The following is a 21,414-nucleotide window of genomic DNA, read 5'->3' as shown; positions in this document are numbered from 1 at the left end:
ATGGGGGCGGGAACCGTTCCGGCGGCTCCCCATCACCCGAAGCGGAGTCCCGTCGCGCATGTGCTTGAGTACAGCACTACGATGGGGCCTCCACCCACACCCACCTCGCCGACCTGACAGCAGCCGCTATCAACTGGAAGGCCAGACGCTCCTCATGGGGAACAAGGGGAACTCAATGTCGTTCATCGGCCGTGACATGGCTGTCGACCTCGGGACCGCCAACACGCTGGTGTACGTGAGGGGCCGGGGGATCGTCCTGAACGAGCCTTCCGTCGTCGCCATCAACACGAACACCGGTGGCATCCTGGCGGTCGGATCCGAGGCGAAGAAGATGATCGGCCGGACACCCGGCAACATCGTCGCCGTACGCCCCCTCAAGGACGGCGTGATCGCCGACTTCGAAATCACCGAGCGCATGCTGCGCTACTTCATCCTCAAGATCCACAAGCGCCGTTACCTGGCCCGCCCGCGCGTCGTGGTCTGCGTGCCCTCCGGTATCACCGGGGTCGAGCGCCGCGCCGTCATCGAGGCGTCCACCCAGGCCGGTGCCCGTCAGGTGCACATCATCGAGGAGCCCATGGCCGCAGCCATCGGCTCCGGCCTCCCCGTCCACGAGGCGACCGGCAACATGGTCGTGGACATCGGCGGCGGCACCACCGAGGTCGCCGTCATCTCGCTCGGCGGAATCGTCACGGCACAGTCCATCCGGGTGGCCGGCGACGAGCTCGACAACGCGATCATCCAGCACATCAAGAAGGAGTACAGCCTCCTCCTCGGCGAGCGGACCGCCGAGCAGATCAAGATCACTATCGGTTCGGCGTACGACCTGGACAAGGACGAGCACACCGAGATCCGCGGCCGCGACCTGGTCTCCGGCCTCCCCAAGACGGTCGTCATCTCGGCCGCCGAGGTCCGCAAGGCCATCGAGGAGCCGGTCAACGCCATCGTCGACGCCGTCAAGACCACCCTCGACAAGTGCCCGCCGGAGCTCTCCGGCGACATCATGGACCGCGGCATCGTCCTCACCGGCGGCGGCGCGCTGCTCCGAGGCCTCGACGAGCGGCTCCGCCGGGAGACCGGGATGCCCATCCACATCGCCGAGGACCCGCTCGACTCCGTCGCGCTCGGCTCCGGCAAGTGCGTCGAGGAGTTCGAGGCGCTCCAGCAGGTACTGGACGCCCAGCCCCGGCGGTGAACGGATCCCCATATCCAGGGGACCCGCGGAACACCAGGATCCGCCGTACGGGTGCTGCCGCTCCCGTACGGCGGATCGTTGATATACAGGCAGGGAAACCGGTGGAAGCACCGGCTCCACCAGAGCCGGCAGCCGAAGCCGGCACGGATCACAACGGAAGGCACGGCCGCCGCACGTGAGGGACACACGAGAGAGCCGGCTGCTCCTGGTACTGCTGGTCGCCATCGCGTTCGCACTGATCACGGTGGACATCCGGGCGGGCGAGGAGTCACCGGTCGACGGTGCCCGGCAGGCCGCCGCCGCGGTCTTCGGCCCGGTCGAGAAGGGCGTCGCGACCGCCGTCGATCCGGTCGCCAACGCCATAGGAGCCGTACGGGACTCCGGCGAACGGCACAACCGGATCAGCGTGCTGGAACGCGAGAACGCGGCCCTCAAGACCAAGATCGGCAGCGACGACCGCAACCGCAGCCGCATCCAGGAACTCGACGGCATGCTCAAGCGGGCCGGCGCCGGCCAGTACGGCATCAAGGGCGCCGAGGTCATCGCCATAGGAGCGGCCCAGGGCTTCTCCTGGACGGTCACCATCGACGCCGGCAGCAAGGACGGCATCCAGAACGACATGACCGTCCTCAACGGCGACGGACTGGTCGGCCGGGTCACCACCGTCGGCCCCGACACCGCCACCGTGCTCCTCGCCAACGACCCCGACTTCACCGTCGGCTCCCGCCTGGAGAAGACCGGCGAACTCGGCTTCGCCACCGGCCAGGGCGACAGCCCCCTGTCCGTCCAGATGCTCAACGGCAAGGCCAAGGTCAGCCCCGGCGACCGCCTGGTCACCTTCGGCTCCAGTGGCAACAAGCCCTTCGTGCCCGGCGTCCCGCTCGGCGAGGTGGTCCGCGTCGACCCCTCCGGCGGCGGACTCACCCGGACCATCCACGTCCGCCCCTTCGTCGGCTTCTCCCGCCTCGACATCGTCGGCGTGGTCGTCGTGCCGCCCCGCGAGGACCCCCGCGACGCCGTCCTGCCGCCCAAGCCGGAACCCCCGAAGCCCATCCCGACGGTCACCGTCACGGTGACGCCCTCCCCGAGCGTCTCCGGCCGCCCGGCGGACGAAGAGGAGAGCTGAGCCATGCGCTTCAACCGGATCCTGCTCTCCGGCACCCTCGTCGTGGTCGCCCTGGTCGTCCAGGTCACCGTCCTGGGACGGCTCCAACTGCCCGGCGCCGTCCCCGACCTGATGCTGCTCACCGTGGTCGCCCTGTCCCTGGTCTACGGGCCGACCTCCGGCGCCCTGCTCGGCTTCGGAGCCGGACTCCTCGCCGACCTCGCCCCGCCCGCCGACCACGCCGTCGGCCGTTACGCCCTCGTCCTGTGCGTCGTCGGCTACGCCGCCGGACTGGCCCGCCCCGACAAGGGACGCTTCCGGTCCGTCTGGGGCCCCATGCTCACCGTGTTCGCCGCCGCCCTCGGCTCCGTCCTGCTCTACGTCGGCGTGGGCGTCCTGGTCGGCGACACCGCCGAACGCCACGTCGGCCTCGGCGGGCTGCTGTTCAGCGCGGTCCTCTACGACCTGCTGCTGGCCCCGTTCACCGTGCCGTTCATCATGGCGCTGGCCCGCCGCGCGGAGAACGACCCGATGGCCGTGGAGGCCAACGCGGGCGCACCACAGGGCACCGACGTCTCCTCCGGCTGGGTGGCCGGCGGCACCGGCCTGCGCATCGGCGGCCAGCGCGGCGGGCTCCGCCTGCGCACGGCCCGCGGCCGCGCCAACCGGGCCGGCCGGATAAAGGGCATCAAGGGCGTGAAGAGCGTCAAGAAGCTGTGACGGGGGAACACGACGCATGACCAACATCCCGGAGACCGGCCGCACCCCCCGGGTGCAGATCCGGCTCGTCATCATCCAGGTGCTCGTGTTCTCCCTGCTGCTCACGCTCGGGGGACGGCTCTGGTACCTGCAGATCCGCCAGGGCCACGAGTACGCCCACGCGGCCCGGAGCAACCACGTCCAGCGGGTCGTGCAGCCCGCCGTGCGCGGCTCCATCCTGGACGCCCGCGGGGTCCCGATCGCCGACAACGAGACCCGCCTGGTCGTCTCGGCCTCGCGCACCGAGCTGATGAGGATAAAGGACAGGGGCAAGGCCGTCCTGACCCGCCTCGCGGGAGTCCTGGGCATGAACCCGCAGGACGTCATGGACAAGATCCGGCTCTGCGACTCCAAGACCCCCAAGCCCTGCTGGAACGGCTCCCCGTACCAGCCGATCCCGGTCACCCTCGAAGCCACCACCCAGCAGGCCCTGACGATCCGCGAGCGCCCCGAGGACTTCCCCGGCATCACCGCCGAACCCACCGCGGTGCGCCGCTACCCGGCCCCCGGCGGAGCCCGCACCGCCCAGGTGCTCGGCTACCTCTCGCCGGTCACCGACGACGAGATCCAGAAGGCCAAGGACAGCGACTCCCCGCACCTGCGCTCGGACCAGGTGGGCCGCTCCGGCATCGAACGCACCTACGACAAGCAGCTGCGCGGCAAGGCTCAGGTCACCTCCTACGAGGTCGACAACCTCGGCCGGGTCATGGGCCAGACCCAGTCCGACCCTGGCGTGGCCGGGTCCACCCTGGTCACCAGCATCGACGCCCGCGTCCAGGCCGTCGCCGAGTACGAGCTCGCCCAGGCGATGAAGACAGTCCGCAACGAGACGGACAAGATCACCGGCCGCAAGTACGAGGCCGACTCCGGCGCCGTCGTCGTCATGGAGACCAAGACCGGCCGCGTCGTCGCGATGGCCTCCCAGCCCGACTACGACCCCAACGCCTGGGTCGGCGGCATCTCCGGCCAGGACTACGCCCGGCTGACCAGCAAGAACTCCAACTACCCGCTGCTCAACCGGGCCATCCAGGGCCAGGCCCCGGCCGGCTCCATCTTCAAGGTGGTCTCGGCGAGCGCGGCCGTGCGGGCCGGCTACCCCTTCGACAACAAGTACAACTGCAGCTCCTCCTACAGCCTCGGCAGCCGGAGCTTCGCCAACTTCGAGTCCAAGGGACACGGGCCGATCACCCTCGGCGACGCCCTCAAGTTCTCCTGCAACACGGTCTTCTACGCCCTCGGCCACAAGGAATGGCAGCGCGACGGCGGCCTGAGCCCCAAGAAGGACGCCCACGACTGGTTCTACCGGACCGCCCGCGAGTTCGGACTCGGCTCCGAGACCGGCATCGACCTGCCCAACGAGGTCACCGGCCGCATCCCCGACCGCCACTGGAAGAAGAGCTTCTGGGAGGCCAACAAGGACGCCTGGTGCAGGGAGGGCAAGAAGGGCGGCACCTACGTCCAGCAGATCGCGTACGAGAACTGCCTCGAAGGCAACCAGCTGAAGGCCTTCGACAGCATCAACTTCGCCATCGGCCAGGGCGACGTCCTTGTCACCCCCATCCAGATGGCCGCCATCTACGGCGCCATCAGCAACGGCGGCACCCTCTACCACCCCATCGTCGGCAAGGCCTCGATCGGCCCCGACGGCACGGTGGAAGAGGTCAAGCCCAAGGTCCACGCCAAGCTGCCGGTCGACGCCAAGACCGTCGCCGACCTGGACAAGGGCCTGCAGTCCGTCGTCGAGCCCGGCGGCACCGCCGCCTGGCGGTTCGGCGGCTGGCCGCAGGACAAGATCACGATGCACGCCAAGACCGGCACCGCCCAGGTCTACGGCAAGCAGACCACCTCGTGGCTGGCGACCTACACCGACGACTTCACCATCGTGATGACGATCTCCCAGGCCGGCACCGGATCCGGCGCCTCGGGCCCCGCCGTGCGCAACATCTACAACGCGATGTACGGCCTCACCATGGAGGGCAAGCCGACCGGCAAGGCACTGCTGCCCAAGCCCGAGGCGAAGCTGCCCACCGTCCAGCCCGACGGCACCATCCAGGCCCCCGAGGTCAAGCCGTACGTGCCTCCGACCAAGGAGGAGCTGACGCCAGGACTCGCCGGTCCCCCCGCCCCGCCCCGACATCTGCAGGACTGAGCCGAAGATGCCGACCGCCAAAACGTTCTCCGTATCCCGGTACGCGCCGAAGAAGGGCCCGATGGCCCGTCTGACGGCCCGCGACTCGGTCATGCGCCGGCTCGACTGGCCGATACTGCTCTCCGCGCTCTCGCTGTCCCTGATCGGCGCCCTGCTGGTGTGGTCCGCCACCCGTCACCGGGACACGCTCAACCAGGGAGACCCGCAGTACTTCCTCTGGCGCCACCTGCTCAACACCGGCATCGGCCTGGTGCTGATGATCGGCACGGTCTGGCTCGGCCACCGCACCCTGCGCGGTGCCGTGCCGGTCCTCTACGGGCTCTCGCTGATCCTGGTGTCGGCGGTGCTCACCCCGCTCGGCGCCACCATCAACGGCGCCCACGCCTGGATCGTGATCGGCGGCGGCTTCTCCCTCCAGCCCTCCGAGTTCGTCAAGGTCACGATCATCCTCGTGATGGCGATGCTGCTGGCCGCCCGCGTGGACGCGGGCGATCTGGCACACCCCGAGCACCGGACGGTGGTCAAGGCGCTGTGCCTGGCCGCCGCGCCCATGGGCATCGTCATGCTGATGCCCGACCTCGGCTCGGTCATGGTCATGGTGGTGATCGTGCTCGGCGTGCTGCTGGCCTCCGGCGCCTCCAACCGCTGGGTGCTGGGACTGGTCGGCTCCGGCATCGGCGGCGCGATCCTGATCTGGCAGCTGGGCGTGCTCGACGAGTACCAGATCAACCGCTTCGCCGCCTTCGCCAACCCCGAGCTCGACCCCTCCGGCGCCGGCTACAACACCAACCAGGCGCGGATCGCGATCGGCGGCGGCGGGCTGACGGGCTCGGGCCTGTTCAAGGGCCCGCAGACCACCGGACAGTTCGTGCCGGAGCAGCAGACCGACTTCGTGTTCACGGTGGCGGGGGAGGAGCTGGGCTTCGTCGGAGGCCTGGCCATCATCGGACTGCTCGCCGTGGTGCTCTGGCGGGCCTGTGTGATCGCCCGGGAGACCACCGAGCTGTACGGGACGATCGTCGCGGCCGGGATCATCGCCTGGTTCGCCTTCCAGGCCTTCGAGAACATCGGGATGAACCTGGGCATCATGCCGGTGGCGGGCCTCCCGCTGCCCTTCGTCTCCTACGGCGGCTCCTCGATGTTCGCCGTCTGGGTCGCGGTCGGCCTACTCCAGTCCATCCGCGTCCAACGCCCGATAAGCGCATAACGGACGCCCGCCCGCCCGGTGTGGGCAGGCCCCCCCGGTGTGGGCAGGCGTCCCGCAGGGCGATGGGGGTCCCCCCTGCTCGAGCGAAGTCGAGAGCTTGGGGGAGGGTGGGCACACCGGGACACCCCCGCTCCGCTCTGCCTGCCCCCGCCCCGCCGGAGCCCCGCCCCTTGGGCTGGGCCCCACCGCGGGCCCGGCCCCACCACGAGCCCGCCCCGCCGCGGATCTCGGCCGAATCTCCCGTTAACCACCGCGCCGCGCCCCGTTCAGGACTACGTTCGATCCATGGCGGACACGAAGCGCGAAATCGAGCGGAAATTCGAGTTCACGAAGCCCAAGGCGGAACGACGCGGGGTACCCGACCTGACGGGCACGGCCGGCATCGCCGCCGTACGCGACCAGGGCACCGCCGACCTCGACGCCGTCTACTACGACACCCCGGACCAGCGGCTCGCCGCCGACGGCCTGACCCTGCGCCGCCGCACCGGCGGCGAGGACGCCGGCTGGCACCTCAAACTCCCCGTCGCCCCCGGAGTCCGCGACGAGGTGCAGGCCGCCCTCAGCGACACCCTGCCCCGGCCCCTCGCCGCCCTCGTCCGCTCCCGCGTCCGCGACAGCCGCCTCGAACCCCAGGTCCGGCTGCTCTCCTCGCGCCGGATCAGCCACCTCCTCGACGCCGACGGCTACCTCCTCGCCGAACTCAGCACCGACACAGTCACCGCCGAACGCGAGGACACCACCGCAGCCTGGACCGAGGTCGAGGTCGAACTCGCCGACGGCATCGACCCAGCCCTTCTCGACGCCGTCGAGAAGACGTTCAGGAAGGCCGGACTCAAGGTCTCCGACGCCCCCTCCAAACTCGCCCGCGCCCTCGCCGAGACCGGCACCGAGCCCCCCTCCCGCCCCCGCCCCGACCCGGCCGACACCACGGCCGGCGCGTACGTCCTGGCGTACCTCCGCGAACAGCTCGACGCCCTGATCGCCTACGACCCCGCCGTACGCCGCGACCAGCCCGACTCCGTGCACCAGATGAGGGTCGCCGCCCGCCGCATGCGCAGTGCCTTCAAGAGCTACCGAAAGGTCCTCGACCGGGAGGTGACCGATCCGATCGGTGAGGAGCTGCGCTGGCTCGGCCAGGAACTCGGTGTCGACCGGGACCAGGAAGTCCTCCACGAGCACTTCCTGACCCTGCTCGCCGAACTCCCCCGCACGCTCATCTCCGGACCGGCCCGCCGCCGCCTCCGCACCTGGAACAAAGCCCGCCGCTCCGGCTCCCGCCGCCAGGCCCTCGCCGCCCTCGACAGCGCCCGCCACCTCGCCCTCCTCGACGCCCTGGAGGGCCTGCTCGCCGACCCGCCACTGCTCCCCGGCGCCGCGAAACCCGCCGCCAAGGCCCTGCCGAAGGCGATCCTGCGCGACTACGGCCGGCTCGCCGCCCGCGTCGACCACGCCCTGTCCCTGGACCCGGGGGCGGAACGCGACCACGTCCTGCACGACGCCCGCAAGGCCGCCAAACGCGCCCGCTACGCCTCCGAGGCCGCCGAACCGGCGCTCGGCAAGCCCGCCAGGGCGATCACCAAGGCCATGAAGTCGGTCCAGACCCTGCTCGGCGACCACCAGGACAGCGTGGTCGCCCGCACCGCCCTCCTCGACCTGGCCCACCAGGCCCACGGCGCCGGGGAGCCCTCCTTCACCTGGGGTCTCCTCCACGGCCGCGAGGAGGCACGGGCGGAACGGAGCGAGAACGGCCTCCCCGCACTCTGGGCCGAGGCCTCCGACCCCGACCTGCGGGCCGCCCTGGGCTGACGGCCGCGGGCGGCCGGCCGGGGGCGGGGCGGGCGGCGCGCCTCCCGGCCGTGGATCATGAGGGGCCCCTGACCGGTGATCAACGCCGACAGGGGCCGTCCGGGGCTCGGGTACCCTGGAATGTCTCCCCCTGCCCGCTTCACGAAAGTCGCGTGATGTCCGAGTCGGTCTTCCCCCAGCTCGAAGCGCTGCTCCCGCATGTGCAGAAGCCCATCCAGTACGTCGGCGGTGAACTCAACTCCACCGTCAAGCCCTGGGAGAGCTGCGACGTCCGCTGGGCGCTCATGTACCCGGACGCGTACGAGGTCGGGCTGCCCAACCAGGGCGTCATGATCCTCTACGAGGTACTCAACGAGCGCGAGGGCGTCCTCGCCGAGCGCACCTACAGCGTGTGGCCCGACCTGGAGGCCCTGATGCGCGAGCACGGGGTCCCCCAGTTCACGGTGGACTCCCACCGCCCGGTCTCGTCCTTCGACGTGTTCGGCCTGTCCTTCTCCACGGAGCTGGGCTACACGAACATGCTCACCGCCCTGGACCTGGCGGGCATCCCGCTGGAGGCCAAGGACCGCACCGTCGACCACCCGATCGTCCTGGCCGGCGGCCACGCCGCCTTCAACCCGGAGCCGATCGCGGACTTCATCGACGCGGCGATCATCGGTGACGGCGAGCAGGCCGTGCTCGACATGACCGAGATCATCCGCGCCTGGAAGGCCGAGGGCCGGCCCGGCGGCCGTGACGAGGTCCTGCTCCGCCTGGCGAAGACCGGTTCGGTCTACATCCCGCGCTTCTACGACGTCGAGTACCTGCCCGACGGCCGTATCGCCCGCGTGGTCCCCAACCGCTCCGGCGTGCCGTGGCGCGTGTCCAAGCACACCGTCATGGACCTCGACGAGTGGCCGTACCCCAAGCAGCCCCTCGTCCCGCTCGCCGAGACGGTCCACGAGCGGATGTCCGTCGAGATCTTCCGCGGCTGTACCCGCGGCTGCCGTTTCTGCCAGGCCGGCATGATCACGCGCCCCGTGCGGGAGCGAAGCATCACCGGCATCGGCGAAATGGTGGAGAAGGGCCTCAAGGCCACGGGCTTCGAGGAGGTCGGCCTCCTCTCCCTGTCCTCCGCGGACCACACGGAGATCGCCGACATCGCCAAGGGTCTGGCCGACCGCTACGAGGAAGACAAGATCGGCCTCTCCCTCCCCTCCACCCGGGTGGACGCCTTCAACGTCGACCTGGCCAACGAGCTGACCCGCAACGGCCGCCGGTCCGGCCTCACCTTCGCCCCCGAGGGCGGCTCCGAGCGCATGCGCAAGGTCATCAACAAGATGGTCTCGGAGGAGGACCTGATCCGTACGGTCGCCACGGCGTACGGCAACGGCTGGCGCCAGGTGAAGCTCTACTTCATGTGCGGCCTGCCCACGGAGACCGACGAGGACGTCCTCCAGATCGGCGACATGGCCGTCAACGTGATCGCCAAGGGCCGCGAGGTCTCCGGCCAGAACGACATCCGCTGCACGGTCTCCATCGGCGGCTTCGTGCCCAAGCCGCACACCCCCTTCCAGTGGGCGCCGCAGCTCTCGGCGGAGGAGACGGACGCCCGCCTGGAGAAGCTCCGCGACAAGATCCGCGGTGACAAGAAGTACGGCCGCTCCATCGGCTTCCGCTACCACGACGGCAAGCCGGGCATCGTCGAGGGCCTCCTCTCCCGTGGTGACCGCCGCATCGGCGACGTCATCCGCGCGGTCTACGAGGACGGCGGCCGCTTCGACGGCTGGCGCGAGCACTTCTCGTACGACCGCTGGATGCAGGCGGCCGAGAAGACCCTCCCCGAGTACGGCGTGGACGTCGCCTGGTACACCACCCGCGAGCGCACGTACGAGGAAGTCCTCCCCTGGGACCACCTGGACTCGGGCCTCGACAAGGACTGGCTCTGGGAGGACTGGCAGGACGCCCTCGACGAGACCGAGGTCGAGGACTGCCGCTGGACCCCGTGCTTCGACTGCGGCGTGTGTCCTCAGCTCGGACTCGACATCCAGATCGGCCCCACGGGCAAGAAGCTGCTGCCACTGACCGTGGTCAAGTAGCCGTCGCGAAAGCCCCCCCTTTCGAGGGGGGCTTTCGTGTATCTCCGTGCATCCATTCCGGATATCCTCGTGGTCGGAGGTGCTATCTATGGCGAAGACCGTGATCGATATCGACGAGGAGGCGCTCGCGCTGGCCGCGCAGGCGCTGGGGACGAAGACGAAGAAGGACACCGTCAACGCGGCGCTCGCGGAAATAGGAGCACGGGTCCGGCGAGAGGCGGCGCTGGAGCAGCTGATCGAACTCACTGAAGCGGGTGCCTTCGACGCGATCCTCGATCCTGGTTTCGAACAAGAGGCTTGGCGCTGAGATGCCGCGATCCGAAGAGTTTCTGATCGACAAGTCGGCCGCAGCTCGAATCCTCCGCACCGGCGTGCGTGAGGCATGGCTCGACGTTTTGCGCAGCGGCCACATTTCGGTGTGTGAGCCCACCGAGTTCGAGATGCTCTACTCCGCTCGGTCGAAGAGCGAGTACAAGCAGATCAAGGACCAGCTGCGGAACCTGTACGGCTGGTGCCCGGTTCCCGAGGACGGCTGGCAGCAGGTGCTCGCCCTCCAGGAGGCGCTCACTGACCTTGGAAGGCATCGCTCGGTCGGTGCTGCCGACCTCTTCGTCGCGGTCACCGCTCGTGCGCACGGCCGAACGGTTCTCCATTACGACCGGGACTTCGACAACATCGGCGGAATCCTGGACGTCCGTACCCGCTGGCTCGCGGAACCCGGAAGCATCGACTGAGTGTCCTGACACACATGAACGCGATGACGAAGCAGGATCCGCCGGCCGCCGGAGGGTGTCTGGGGGCGGTGGCCAAGGCCATTGCCGTGGCGGTCGTGCTGCCCGTGCGGCTGGTATGGGATCTGGTCGTCGTCGCGGCGCGGGGCGTGCAGCGGTACCTGCTGCGGCCGCTGTACGAGTACCTGGTGCACCCGCTGTACCGGTACGTGCTCGTGCCGGCGGGGAGGGCGCTGGCATGGGTGTGCGTCGTGCTGCTGAAGCTGGTGTTCGTCTGGCCGTGGGCCGGGTTGTGGCGGTACGTGCTGCGGCCCGTCGGGCTGGGGGTGGGGTGGCTGGCCTCGTGGGTGTACGCGTACCTGCTCGCGCCCGTCGGGTCCGTCCTCTACCGGTGGGTGCTCCACCCGCTGGCGGTGGCCGCCGGGTGGGCGGGGGAGGTGCTGTGGCGGTACCTGCTGCGGCCGGTCGGGAAGGCGCTGGCCCGGCTGGGGTGGGTGCTGGCCATGTCGGTGTTCGTGTGGCCCTGGGTCGGGCTGTGGCGTTATGCGGTCAGGCCGCTGGGGCTGGCAGCGGTGTGGGTCGCGGTTCGGCTGTGGCGGCATGCTGTGAGGCCCGTCGGGGTTGCCCTGGGGTGGCTCGGCGTACAGGTGTGGACGTACGGGATCAAGCCGGCCGGGATCGGGATCGGGTGGCTCGCGGCGCAGGTGTGGAGGTACCTGCTGCGCCCGGTCTGGCAGGTGCTCGTGTGGGCCTGGCACGTGGCGGGGAGGATCCTGCGGGCGCTGTGGCGGGCCGCGAAGTGGGTGGGCTGGGTGACCGTCGGGTGGCCCGTGAGCCGGGTGTACAAGTACGTGCTCACGCCGGTGGGGCACGCCGTAAGGGATGCCTGGCGGACCGTGCGGGGCGCCGTACGCGAGGCCCGGGCGCAGGTGCGCCGGGCGCTGTGGGGTACTCCGCCCCGGGAACCGGCGAGGTCACGGGCGCGTACTCTGGGTAGTACGACAGCCGTGGGCGCGGCCCCGGAGCCGCACCGGCTGCGAAAGACGTCACAGGGCGGAGCCTGAGCGCTCGCGCCCCGCACAAGGAGAAGAACCACTGGGCAAGCGACAGCCCGAAGGCCCACCGCCCGCACCGGCGGTGCAGCGCATCCGACTGCGCTACACCAAGCGCGGCCGCCTCCGGTTCACCAGCCACCGCGATTTCCAGCGCGCCTTCGAGCGGGCCCTGCGTCGCGCCGAGGTGCCGATGGCCTACTCGGCGGGCTTCACCCCGCACCCGAAGGTCAGCTACGCCAATGCCGCTCCGACCGGTACCGGCAGCGAGGCGGAGTACCTGGAGATCGCCCTCACCGCCCACCGCGACCCCGAGAAGCTCCGCGAGCTGCTCGACGAGTCGCTGCCGGCGGGCCTGGACATCACCGACGCCGTGGAGGCCCGCACCTCGGGCCTCGCGGACAGGCTGACCGCGTCCATCTGGGAGCTGCGCCTGGAGGGCGTGGAGGCCACCGAGGCCGAGCGGGCCGCGGCCGTCTTCCTCGCCGCCGAGGCGGTCGAGGTCCAGCGCCGGACCAAGAACGGCATGCGGACCTTCGACACCCGGGGCGCCGTGGTCAGCCTGGAAGCGGCTCCCGCTCCGGGTGATAGGACGCCGGACAGTGCCTGTGCGATACTGCGGCTGGTTGTTCGGCACGTGACACCTGCCGTGCGACCCGACGACGTCCTGTCCGGTCTCCGAGCTGTGGCCGACCTGGCGCCGCCGGTCCCCGCAGCGGTGACCAGGCTGGCGCAGGGGCTCTTCGACGAGGAGTCCGGCACGGTGACCGACCCGCTCGCGCCCGACCGCGAGGCTGTCACGGCCGCCCCACCCACGGCCGCCGCGACCGCCGCCGCGAAGGCGCCGGAAGGTCCCGCCGCGTAAGGACGTGTCGACGCGCAGTCCTGGCACTCGGGAGCCACCCTGGGTCGGGCCGCGCACAGACCTGAAGACTTCCGCCAGGCCGTACGCACCTCGCGTACGGAACCGGCGGCCTTGGACCTACAGCTCCCGTGAGGCGAACGCGCCCCGGAGGCAGGCTCCGCATTCATCGTGCGGAGCCGTGCCGGACCGGATGTCAGCCGCGGTGCCCAGGGGGCGTGACGGGAGAACCGCCCGCATGCTCAACAACGAAATCGAGAACCCCGCCGCCGGTGGCGACAGCCCCAGCGACAACCTGCCGCCGCGCCGCCGCCGTCGTGCCGCGTCGCGCCCGGCCGGCCCGCCGGGAGCCACCGGTGCGGCCGCCGAGGCGGCTCCCGCCGTCGAGGCTCCGGTCGCCGAGGCGCCGGCTCCGGTGGCGGAGGAAGCTCCGGCCGCCGCTCCGGCCCGTACCCGCCGCCGTGCGACCCGTGCCTCTGCCGCGCCCGCCGCGGCCGCTGCCGCGGAGACCGCTGAGGCCCCCGTCGTGGAGGCTGCCGCCGCCGAGGCCGCTACGGCCGCTGCGGTGGAGGAGGCAGCTCCGAAGGCCCGTACCCGTCGTCGTGCCACGCGTGCCGCGACCGCTCCGGCCGCTCCGGTGGCCGCCGAGGCCGAGGTCGAGGCCGCTGCCGCCGTCGAGGCTCCGGTCGCCGAGGCGCCGGCTCCGGTGGTGGAGGAAGCTCCGGCCGCCGCTCCGGCCCGTACCCGCCGCCGTGCGACCCGTGCCTCTGCCGCGCCCGCCGCCGCCGAGGCGCAGGCCCCGGCTGCCGTCGAGGCGCAGGCCCCGGCTGCCGTTGAGGCGCCCGTCGTGGAGGCTGCCGCCGAGGCCGCTCCGGCCGCTCCGGTGGAGGAGGCCGCGCCGAAGGCCCGTACCCGTCGTCGTGCCACGCGTGCCGCGACCGCTCCGGCCGCCGAGGCCGAGGCCGCTGCCGCCGTCGAGGCCCCGGTCGCCGAGGAGGCTCCCGCCGCGCCGGTGACCTTCACGGTCGCCGACGCCGTCGACGCCCCCAAGGGCCGTACCCGCCGCCGTGCCACCCGCGCCGCCGCGCCCGCCCGGCAGCCCGAGGCCGCCGCCGCGCCCGCCCCGGCCGCCGAGCCGGAGGCCGAGGCCCCGGCCCGCTCGCGCCGGGCCGCGCGCCCCGCCGTGGCCGTGTTCCAGGCCCCGGTGTTCACCGAGCCGATGTTCCAGACCCCGGAGACCGCCGCCGCGGCCGTCGCCGCCGCCCGTGCCGCCGAGGCCGAGGTCGAGGAGCTCGAGGAGGAGGAGACCGAGGCCGTCGCCGAGGTCCAGGCCCCCGTGGAGCAGCCCTCCGGCCGCCGTCGCCGTCGCCGCGGTGCCGCCGTGGCCGCCGAGCCGCAGCCCGAGGCCGTGATCGAGCCCGGTATCGAGGCTGAGGACGAGGTCGAGGAGGAGGCCGAAGAGGCCGCCGAGCTCGGCGAGGACGAGGCCGAGGAAGCCGACGAGCGTCCGTCGCGCCGCCGCCGTCGTGGTGGCCGCCGTCGCCGCCGGGGCGAGTCCGCCGAGCTGGACGAGGCCGCCGAGGAAGCCGAGGAGGAGGCCGAGGAGGCCGAGGACGAGGAGGAGTCGGAGGAGGAGGGTGCCGCGCTCGGCACCAGCTCCAGCCGTCGCCGTCGCCGCCGCCGTCGCCGTTCCGGTGACACCGGTGCCGAGGAGGCCGCCGCCGAGGAGGACGGCGTCCGTACGGTCGTCAAGGTCCGCGAGCCGCGCCCGGCCCGGGAGAAGGAGACGTCCGACGAGGTGCAGTCCATCAAGGGCTCCACCCGCCTGGAGGCGAAGAAGCAGCGCCGCCGCGAGGGCCGCGAGCAGGGCCGCCGCCGCGTGCCGATCATCACCGAGGCCGAGTTCCTGGCCCGCCGCGAGGCCGTCGAGCGCGTGATGGTGGTCCGCCAGAACGGCGAGCGCACCCAGATCGGCGTCCTCGAGGACAACGTGCTCGTCGAGCACTACGTCAACAAGGAGCAGGCCACCTCGTACGTCGGCAACGTCTACCTGGGCAAGGTCCAGAACGTGCTGCCGTCGATGGAGGCCGCGTTCATCGACATCGGCAAGGGCCGCAACGCCGTCCTGTACGCCGGCGAGGTCAACTTCGAGGCGCTCGGCATGGCCAACGGGCCGCGCCGGATCGAGTCCGCCCTGAAGTCCGGCCAGTCCGTGCTGGTCCAGGTCACCAAGGACCCGATCGGCCACAAGGGCGCCCGTCTGACCTCGCAGGTCTCGCTGCCCGGCCGCTACCTGGTCTACGTGCCCGAGGGTTCGATGACCGGCATCAGCCGCAAGCTGCCCGACACCGAGCGCGCGCGCCTGAAGACCATCCTCAAGAAGATCGTCCCCGAGGACGCGGGCGTCATCGTGCGCACCGCCGCCGAGGGTGCGAGCGAGGACGAGCTGCGCCGCGACGTGGAGCGCCTGCAGGCGCAGTGGGAGGACATCCAGAAGAAGTCGAAGCAGATCTCGACCTCGTCGCCGAGCCTGCTGTACGGCGAGCCGGACATGACGGTCCGGGTCGTCCGCGACATCTTCAACGAGGACTTCTCCAAGGTCATCGTCAGCGGTGACGAGGCGTGGGAGACCATCCACGGCTACGTCTCGCACGTGGCGCCGGACCTGGCGGACCGGCTGCAGCGCTGGACCTCCGAGGTGGACGTCTTCGCGACGTACCGGATCGACGAGCAGCTCGCCAAGGCGCTCGACCGCAAGGTGTGGCTGCCCTCGGGCGGCTCCCTGGTGATCGACAAGACCGAGGCGATGGTCGTCATCGACGTCAACACCGGCAAGTTCACGGGCCAGGGCGGCAACCTCGAGGAGACCGTCACCCGGAACAACCTGGAGGCGGCCGAGGAGATCGTGCGCCAGCTGCGGCTGCGCGACCTGGGCGGCATCGTCGTCATCGACTTCATCGACATGGTGCTGGAGTCCAACCGGGACCTGGTGCTGCGGCGCATGCTGGAGTGCCTGGGCCGGGACCGTACGAAGCACCAGGTCGCCGAGGTCACCTCGCTGGGCCTGGTCCAGATGACCCGCAAGCGGGTGGGCCAGGGCCTGCTGGAGTCCTTCTCCGAGACCTGTGTCCACTGCAACGGGCGCGGTGTGATCGTGCACATGGAGCAGCCGACGGCCGTCGGCGGCGGTGGCAACGGCAAGCGCGCCAAGAAGCGCGGCGGCCGTGTCCACGAGCACGAGCACGAGGTAGAGGCCGTCGAGTCCGCAGCGTCCGCCGTGGCCGTGGAGACCGAGACCGAGGCCGAGGTCGCTGCGGAGGCCGCCGTGCCGGTGGCGCTGCCCGAGCCGGCGTTCGTCCCGGACGAGGAGCTCTACAGCAGCCCGGCCGAGGCGGAGGCCGCGGCGGGCCTGAGCCCGCGCCGCAACCGTCGCCGCGCCACCCGCAAGGCCACGGCTCCGGCCGGTGCCCCGCGCGGTGCCGCCCCGCGTGCCGCTGCCGCCGAGCCGGTGGTCGAGGCCGAGCCGGTGACCGAGCCCGCGGACACCGTCCTGGAGCCGGCCGCCGAGGTCGTCGCCGAGGCCGTGGAGGCCGCGGTGACGGTCGAGGCCGCCGCCGTGACCGAGGCGGAGCCCGAGCCGGTCGTGGAGGCCGCTCCGGTCGCCGAGGCCGCTCCGGCGCGTCCGCGCCGCCGTGCCACCCGCAAGGCGACCGCTCCGGCGGGTTCGCCGAAGCCGGCTGCCGAGGCGGAGGCCCCGGCCGTCGCCGAGGTCGTGGTCCCGGTGGCCGGGACCGCGCCCGAGCCGGAGGCCGCCCCGGTGGCCGAGCCGGAGCCCGCGCCGGTCGCGGAGCAGGCCGCGGAGCCGGTCGTGGAGGCCGCTCCGGCGCGTCCGCGCCGCCGTGCCACCCGCAAGGCCACCGCGCCGGCCGGTTCGCCGGCGGGTGCCGAGGCCGCCGTCGTGGTGGTGGCCGCACCGGAGGCCGAGGCCAAGGCCGCCGAGCCCGCCGAGGCGGGCGCCGATGCGGCGGAGGCCGAGGAGGCCGCCCCGGCCAAGAAGACGGCCCGTAAGACGGCCGCCAAGAAGGCCCCGGCGAAGAAGGCCGTCGCCAAGAAGACGACGACCGCGAAGAAGGCCGTCGCCAAGAAGACGACGGCGAAGAAGACCACGGCCAAGAAGGCGACGAAGAAGACCGCGGCGGCGGAGCAGACCGCTCCGTCCGTCTCGGCCGCCACCGACGCCTGATCGCAGCCGTTGCCGCACCCGAGGTCCCCTGTGGGACCACGGGTGCGGGCGGGGTCGCGGGGCCCGGTTTGACCTCTCAAACCCGGCCCCGTAACCTTGACCGTCGGCGTGTCTACGTGCACGCCAGCCACTGAGCACCTCACCTCCCGAGCCGCTGCGCGGTCCGGGGGAGGCCGCCCCGCGTTCGGCGGGAGACGGCTGGCTTCAGGGGTTTCATTTCGAGCGAGAGAGAGATCCGCGTGTACGCCATCGTGCGCAGCGGTGGTCGCCAGCACAAGGTTGCTGTCGGCGACATCGTTGAGGTTGACAAGATTTCCACTGCCAATGTTGGCGACACGGTCGAGCTCTCGACCCTGCTCGTTGTCGACGGCGACGCCGTGACCAGCGACCCGTGGGTCCTGGCGGGCATCAAGGTCCAGGCCGAGGTCGTGGACCACCACAAGGGCGTCAAGATCGACATCCTGCGCTACAAGAACAAGACGGGCTACCGCCGTCGCCAGGGTCACCGTCAGCAGTACACGGCGATCAAGGTCACGTCCATCCCGACGGCCGCGAAGTAAAGAGGGACTGAGCAATGGCACACAAGAAGGGCGCATCGTCCACCCGGAACGGTCGCGACTCCAACGCCCAGCGGCTCGGCGTGAAGCGCTTCGGCGGTCAGGTCGTTTCCGCTGGTGAGATCCTCGTCCGCCAGCGCGGCACCCACTTCCACCCGGGCGCCGGTGTCGGCCGTGGTGGCGACGACACGCTGTTCGCCCTGCAGGCCGGCGCGGTGCAGTTCGGCACCCACCGTGGCCGCAAGGTCGTGAACATCGTTCCGGCCGCCTGATCTGATCATCTGATCAAGGCGTTCGAAACTCACTGAGGGCGGATCTGAGTCTTCCCGGCGCAAGCCGGGAAGCGGGTCCGCCCTCGGCGCGTTACACAGGCTGTAACGCAAGACTTTTCCGTACATCGCTGTACATCTGGAGGAACAACCATGACCACCTTCGTGGACCGCGTCGAGCTGCACGTCGCCGCGGGTAACGGAGGCCACGGCTGCGCCTCCGTACACCGGGAGAAGTTCAAGCCGCTCGGCGGCCCGGACGGCGGCAACGGCGGCCGCGGCGGTGACGTGATCCTGGTCGTCGACCAGTCGATCACCACCCTGCTGGAGTACCACCACAGCCCGCACCGCAAGGCCACCAACGGCAAGCCCGGCGAGGGCGGCAACCGCTCCGGCAAGGACGGCACGGACCTGGTCCTCACCGTCCCCGACGGCACGGTCGTCCTCGACAAGCAGGGCAACGTCCTCGCCGACCTGGTCGGTGAGGGCACCACGTACGTCGCCGCCCAGGGCGGCCGCGGCGGCCTCGGCAACGCCGCACTGGCCTCCGCCCGCCGCAAGGCCCCCGGCTTCGCGCTGCTCGGCGAGCCCGGCGACTCGGGCGACATCGTCCTGGAGCTGAAGACCGTCGCCGACGTGGCCCTCGTCGGCTACCCGAGCGCCGGCAAGTCCTCGCTGATCTCGGTGCTCTCCGCGGCCAAGCCGAAGATCGCCGACTACCCCTTCACCACGCTGGTCCCGAACCTGGGCGTGGTCACCGCCGGCTCCACCGTCTACACCATCGCCGACGTCCCCGGCCTGATCCCCGGCGCCAGCCAGGGCAAGGGCCTGGGCCTGGAGTTCCTGCGGCACGTCGAGCGCTGCTCGGTGCTGGTGCACGTGCTGGACACCGCCACCCTGGAGTCCGACCGTGACCCGGTCTCCGACCTCGAGGTCATCGAGGAGGAGCTCAAGCTGTACGGCGGCGGCCTGGAGAAGCGCCCCCGGCTGGTCGTCCTCAACAAGGTCGACATCCCCGACGGCCAGGACCTCGCCGAGATGATCCGCCCCGACCTGGAGGAGCGCGGCTACAAGGTCTTCGAGGTCTCCGCGGTCGCCCGCACCGGCCTGAAGGAGCTCTCCTTCGCCCTCGCCGAGATCGTCGGCAGGGCCCGCGCCCGCAAGCCCAAGCAGGAGGCGACCCGCATCGTCATCCGCCCGAAGGCCGTGGACGACTCCGGCTTCACCGTCACCTACGACGAGGCGGAGGACGTGTACCAGGTGCGCGGCGAGAAGCCGGAGCGCTGGGTCCGCCAGACCGACTTCAACAACGACGAGGCCGTCGGCTACCTCGCTGACCGCCTCAACCGCCTCGGCGTCGAGGACGCGCTGATGAAGGCCGGTGCCCGCGCGGGCGACGGCGTGGCCATCGGCTCCGACGAGAACGCCGTGGTGTTCGACTGGGAGCCGACCCTCCAGGCCGGCGCCGAGATGCTGGGCCGCCGTGGTGAGGACCACCGCCTGGACGCCCCGCGCCCGGCCACCCAGCGGCGCAAGGAGAAGGAAGCCCAGCGCGGCGACGCCGCGCAGCGCGAGTTCGACGAGTTCCGCCCCTTCTAGGGCAGGCGGGCGAGCGGTCGTAGCGGCCGGTCCGGGCACCCGGACCGGCCGCTTCCGCGCTCCCGTAGGATCCGTCCGGTGAGTACTCCGAGCGCTCCGAGCGTCAGCGTCGTCGTGATCGCCTACAACGACGCCGGGCTGGTGGGAGAGGCCGTCGCGTCGGCCCTCGCCCAGGGCCCGGCGGTCAGCGAGGTCATCGCGGTGGACGACAGATCGTCCGACGGCACCGGCCGGGTGCTGGACGAGCTCGCCGCCGCGCACCCGCGCCTGAAGGTGATCCACCGCGAGGCGAACAGCGGCGGCTGCGGCACCCCGCGCAACGACGGCATCGCGGCCGCCACCGCGCCGTACGTCCTCTTCCTCGACAGCGACGACGTCCTGCCGCCGGGCGCTGCCGAGGCGCTGCTGCGCGCCGCCGAGAAGCACCGTGCGCAGGTCACCGTCGGCTCCTGCGTGCGCCGCGAGCTGCCGCAGGGCAACGACGTGCCGTGGATGCCCGGCTTGCTCACCCCGGGCGAGGTCATCGAGAACCCCGCGGACCGGCCCGAACTCGTCCGTGACACCCTGTGCGTCAACAAGCTCTACGCCCGGGCCTTCCTCGACGAGCACGGCATCCGGTTCCCCGACGGCCGGTTCGTCTACGAGGACTTCGTCTTCACCGCCCGCGTCCTGTCCGCGGCCCCGCGCATCGCCGTCGTCGACGACCTCGTGTACGTGTGGCACGTCCGGCGCAGCGCCGCCCAGGTCTCCATCTCCCTGGACCGCAAGGACGTCGGCAACTGGCGCTCCCGGATCGAGGCCCACCGCACCGCCCACGGGATCCTCGCCGCCGCCTCCCCGCTGCTCGGGCTCGCCTGCCAGGTCAAGTTCCTGGAGTACGACCTGCGCATGTACCTGCGCGAGCTCGGCAAGGATCCCGGCTACCGGCAGGACTGGTGGGACCTGACCCGCCGTTACGTCGCCGGGTTCGACGAGGCCGCCGTCGAGGCGGCCGCCCCCAAGGCCCGGTGGATCGTCCGTGTGCTGCGCGCCTCCGAGACGCCGCCGGCCGACGTGGAGCGGCTGACCCGGTTCGCCGCCGAACCTCCCCGCCTGCTGCCCCCCTACGCCGAGTCAGCCGACGGCACCCCGGTGTGGAGCGAGGAGCTGCCCACCGCCGAGCTCGACGGCCTCGGGTCCCTGCCGGTCGACGGACTCCCGGTCACCGTCGACGCCGAACCGGCCGGCTCCGGCGCCCTGACCGTCCGCGTCCACGACCTGTACGGGCGGCTGGCCGCGGCAGGTCCGCGCACCGCGCGGCTGCGGTTCCTGCCCCGCGGGGGCGGCGAACCGGTCAGCGGGCACCCGGTGGAGCTGCGCCCCGGCGCGGACGGCACCTGGACCGCCGAACTGCCCTTCAAGCCCGCCGCGCTGGCCGTCACCGGCCGTCGGCTGGGCCTGCGCGGCATGCAGGCCTGGGACGTCCGGGTGGGCGTGGAGTGTGCCGACGGAAGCACCCTGCTCACCTCCTTGCGCCCCCTCGGTGACCTGCTGCGGAGGCGGGCGCTGCCCAGCAGCCGGTACGGTGTGCTGCTGGCGCAGCCGTACCGGACGGCCGCCGGATCGCTCGCGCTGCGCCTCGCGCCCGGCGCCGACGGTGCGGCCGACCTCGTGCGCAACCGCCTCGGCCGGGCCCGGCTGGGACGGGGAGCGCGCTAGCGGTTCCGCACGGGAGAACCGCCGGGCCGCGAGGCGCGTCGGACACGATGTGCCGTTCCGCACGCGCGGCACGCTGGAGACATGGACACAGGACTCGGGAGAAC

General features: G+C 71.7%; 16 protein-coding genes. All 16 read left to right on the top strand.

Features of this window, described 5'->3' with window-relative positions:
- The first annotated feature begins 175 nt into the window (after window positions 1-175).
- The 16 genes from ACGFQ9_RS27675 to ACGFQ9_RS27600 all read left to right on the top strand — a co-directional run bounded on the left by ACGFQ9_RS27675 (window position 176) and on the right by ACGFQ9_RS27600 (window position 21,310).
- Window positions 176-1,195 (top strand): rod shape-determining protein, encoded by a 1,020-nt coding sequence (locus ACGFQ9_RS27675; RefSeq protein ID WP_125647420.1) that lies wholly within the window; start codon window positions 176-178, stop codon window positions 1,193-1,195.
- Window positions 1,196-1,370: 175 nt separating this feature from the next.
- Window positions 1,371-2,321, top strand: coding sequence for a rod shape-determining protein MreC (gene mreC / locus ACGFQ9_RS27670; RefSeq protein ID WP_393577447.1), 951 nt, complete (start codon window positions 1,371-1,373; stop codon window positions 2,319-2,321).
- Between the two features lie 3 nt (window positions 2,322-2,324).
- Window positions 2,325-3,020: a rod shape-determining protein MreD gene (gene mreD, locus ACGFQ9_RS27665; RefSeq protein WP_393577446.1), complete on the top strand. Its 696-nt coding sequence runs from the start codon at window positions 2,325-2,327 to the stop codon at window positions 3,018-3,020.
- A gap of 16 nt (window positions 3,021-3,036) precedes the next feature.
- On the top strand, window positions 3,037-5,208 hold the full coding sequence (mrdA, locus tag ACGFQ9_RS27660) for a penicillin-binding protein 2 (RefSeq protein WP_393577445.1): 2,172 nt from the start codon (window positions 3,037-3,039) through the stop codon (window positions 5,206-5,208).
- A gap of 7 nt (window positions 5,209-5,215) precedes the next feature.
- Entirely contained in the window at window positions 5,216-6,415 is a 1,200-nt protein-coding gene (rodA, locus tag ACGFQ9_RS27655) for a rod shape-determining protein RodA (protein ID WP_393577443.1), read from the top strand.
- 285 nt (window positions 6,416-6,700) lie between these two features.
- Window positions 6,701-8,221: a CHAD domain-containing protein gene (locus ACGFQ9_RS27650; protein WP_393577441.1), complete on the top strand. Its 1,521-nt coding sequence runs from the start codon at window positions 6,701-6,703 to the stop codon at window positions 8,219-8,221.
- A 152-nt stretch (window positions 8,222-8,373) separates the two neighbouring features.
- Window positions 8,374-10,299 (top strand): TIGR03960 family B12-binding radical SAM protein, encoded by a 1,926-nt coding sequence (locus ACGFQ9_RS27645; protein WP_393577439.1) that lies wholly within the window; start codon window positions 8,374-8,376, stop codon window positions 10,297-10,299.
- 88 nt (window positions 10,300-10,387) lie between these two features.
- Window positions 10,388-10,606, top strand: coding sequence for a type II toxin-antitoxin system VapB family antitoxin (locus ACGFQ9_RS27640; protein WP_393577437.1), 219 nt, complete (start codon window positions 10,388-10,390; stop codon window positions 10,604-10,606).
- 1 nt (window position 10,607) lies between these two features.
- The gene (locus ACGFQ9_RS27635; RefSeq protein WP_393577435.1) at window positions 10,608-11,033 is read left to right on the top strand and encodes a PIN domain nuclease; all 426 of its coding nucleotides are present in this window, start codon (window positions 10,608-10,610) and stop codon (window positions 11,031-11,033) included.
- A gap of 14 nt (window positions 11,034-11,047) precedes the next feature.
- The gene (locus ACGFQ9_RS27630; RefSeq protein WP_393577433.1) at window positions 11,048-12,094 is read left to right on the top strand and encodes a hypothetical protein; all 1,047 of its coding nucleotides are present in this window, start codon (window positions 11,048-11,050) and stop codon (window positions 12,092-12,094) included.
- 73 nt (window positions 12,095-12,167) lie between these two features.
- A complete protein-coding gene (locus ACGFQ9_RS27625; RefSeq protein WP_393577431.1) occupies window positions 12,168-12,947 on the top strand; it encodes a TIGR03936 family radical SAM-associated protein in 780 nt (259 codons plus the stop codon).
- 235 nt (window positions 12,948-13,182) lie between these two features.
- Window positions 13,183-17,187, top strand: coding sequence for a ribonuclease E/G (locus ACGFQ9_RS27620; RefSeq protein ID WP_393577430.1), 4,005 nt, complete (start codon window positions 13,183-13,185; stop codon window positions 17,185-17,187).
- A gap of 239 nt (window positions 17,188-17,426) precedes the next feature.
- On the top strand, window positions 17,427-17,747 hold the full coding sequence (gene rplU / locus ACGFQ9_RS27615) for a 50S ribosomal protein L21 (RefSeq protein ID WP_365107718.1): 321 nt from the start codon (window positions 17,427-17,429) through the stop codon (window positions 17,745-17,747).
- Between the two features lie 14 nt (window positions 17,748-17,761).
- Window positions 17,762-18,016 carry a 50S ribosomal protein L27 gene (gene rpmA, locus ACGFQ9_RS27610; protein WP_008738950.1) on the top strand — a complete coding sequence of 85 codons (255 nt, stop codon included), beginning with the start codon at window positions 17,762-17,764 and terminating at the stop codon, window positions 18,014-18,016.
- A 150-nt stretch (window positions 18,017-18,166) separates the two neighbouring features.
- The gene (obgE, locus tag ACGFQ9_RS27605) at window positions 18,167-19,612 is read left to right on the top strand and encodes a GTPase ObgE (RefSeq protein WP_393577429.1); all 1,446 of its coding nucleotides are present in this window, start codon (window positions 18,167-18,169) and stop codon (window positions 19,610-19,612) included.
- A 78-nt stretch (window positions 19,613-19,690) separates the two neighbouring features.
- Complete coding sequence (locus tag ACGFQ9_RS27600) at window positions 19,691-21,310, top strand: glycosyltransferase family 2 protein (protein ID WP_393577427.1); 1,620 nt, start codon at window positions 19,691-19,693, stop codon at window positions 21,308-21,310.
- The last annotated feature ends 104 nt before the right edge of the window (window positions 21,311-21,414 follow it).

Source organism: Streptomyces sp. NPDC048603 (assembly GCF_043199475.1).
Classification (GTDB): domain Bacteria; phylum Actinomycetota; class Actinomycetes; order Streptomycetales; family Streptomycetaceae; genus Streptomyces.
The sequence above is the reverse complement of the archived record's forward strand: the minus strand, read 5'-3'. Positions and strand labels throughout refer to the sequence as shown.